This is a genomic window from Neisseria sp. P0021.S007 (assembly GCF_051956855.1).
Genome location: NZ_JBQCXA010000286.1, coordinates 1 through 849, shown reverse-complemented (window position 1 = coordinate 849; position 849 = coordinate 1). Strand labels below are relative to the sequence as shown.

General features: G+C 50.5%; 2 protein-coding genes. One reads left to right on the top strand and one right to left on the bottom strand.

Annotation, left to right across the window (positions count from 1 at the left end; translation table 11 throughout):
- Positions 1–12 precede the first annotated feature (12 nt).
- Positions 13–468 carry a YchJ family protein gene (locus ACTHUR_RS12860; protein ID WP_440398881.1) on the bottom strand — a complete coding sequence of 152 codons (456 nt, stop codon included), beginning with the start codon at positions 466–468 and terminating at the stop codon, positions 13–15.
- Between the two features lie 163 nt (positions 469–631).
- Here ACTHUR_RS12860 and ACTHUR_RS12855 point away from each other — a divergent pair.
- On the top strand, positions 632–849 hold a 218-nt coding region (locus ACTHUR_RS12855; RefSeq protein ID WP_440398879.1), incomplete at its 3' end, for a (Fe-S)-binding protein.

Below are 849 nucleotides of genomic sequence, written 5' to 3'. Positions count from 1 at the left end.
CTATTTGAAAAACTATCCGCAACACGCCTTAAACTTTTTGCCCGAACCGCACAAACAAGGCTGTTTCATCGTCGGCAAAGCAACGGTCAGATCAATAAAGTACCAACGCCCGTCTATTTTCACGAACGCCGACAATTCATGATGGCACTCAGTTTGCCCATTCTCCTCAAAATACGCCTCAAACTCGACCAAAGCATGCAGTTTGCCAAACGGCACATGACGGATAACCTTCAATCCCGACCACTGCGTCTGCTTACTCCACGACGCCAAATCCTGCTTGTCCAACAAATTCTGCTGCGCAGGGACAGTCGTGTCCACGATATAGTCGATTTCCTGCAAAACATACGCACTGTAACGCGAACGCATCAACTCTTCCGCCTTCGAGGCCGCCGCCTCACACGCATGAAACGGTGCGCAACATTCCGTATAAACACGTCCCGACTGACAGGGACAAAGTGTAGCCGTCATTCCTAATTACCCGAATAAATCCATTTCAAAATTATAACGCAAACCCGGCTCAGGCCGTCTGAAAACGAGCGTAGCGAGTTTCGCTAAAATAAGCAAAGCGGGTTTCGCCAAAATAAACGCAACAATCTGATATAATGCGCCTTTTCGATTTTGACTATCCATGATGAACATTCCCATCCAAAGCATCAGCCGCCTGTTGCCGCAAACCCAATGTCGTGAGTGCGGCTATGAAGGCTGCCTACCCTATGCGCGCGCCCTGTCGGTAGGAAAAGCGCCGGCAAACCTGTGCGCGCAGGGTGGGGAAACCGTCATGAAAGATATCGCCGACCTGTTGGGCACACCCTACCTCGCCCAGGCACAAACACAAATCAACGCAGTAGC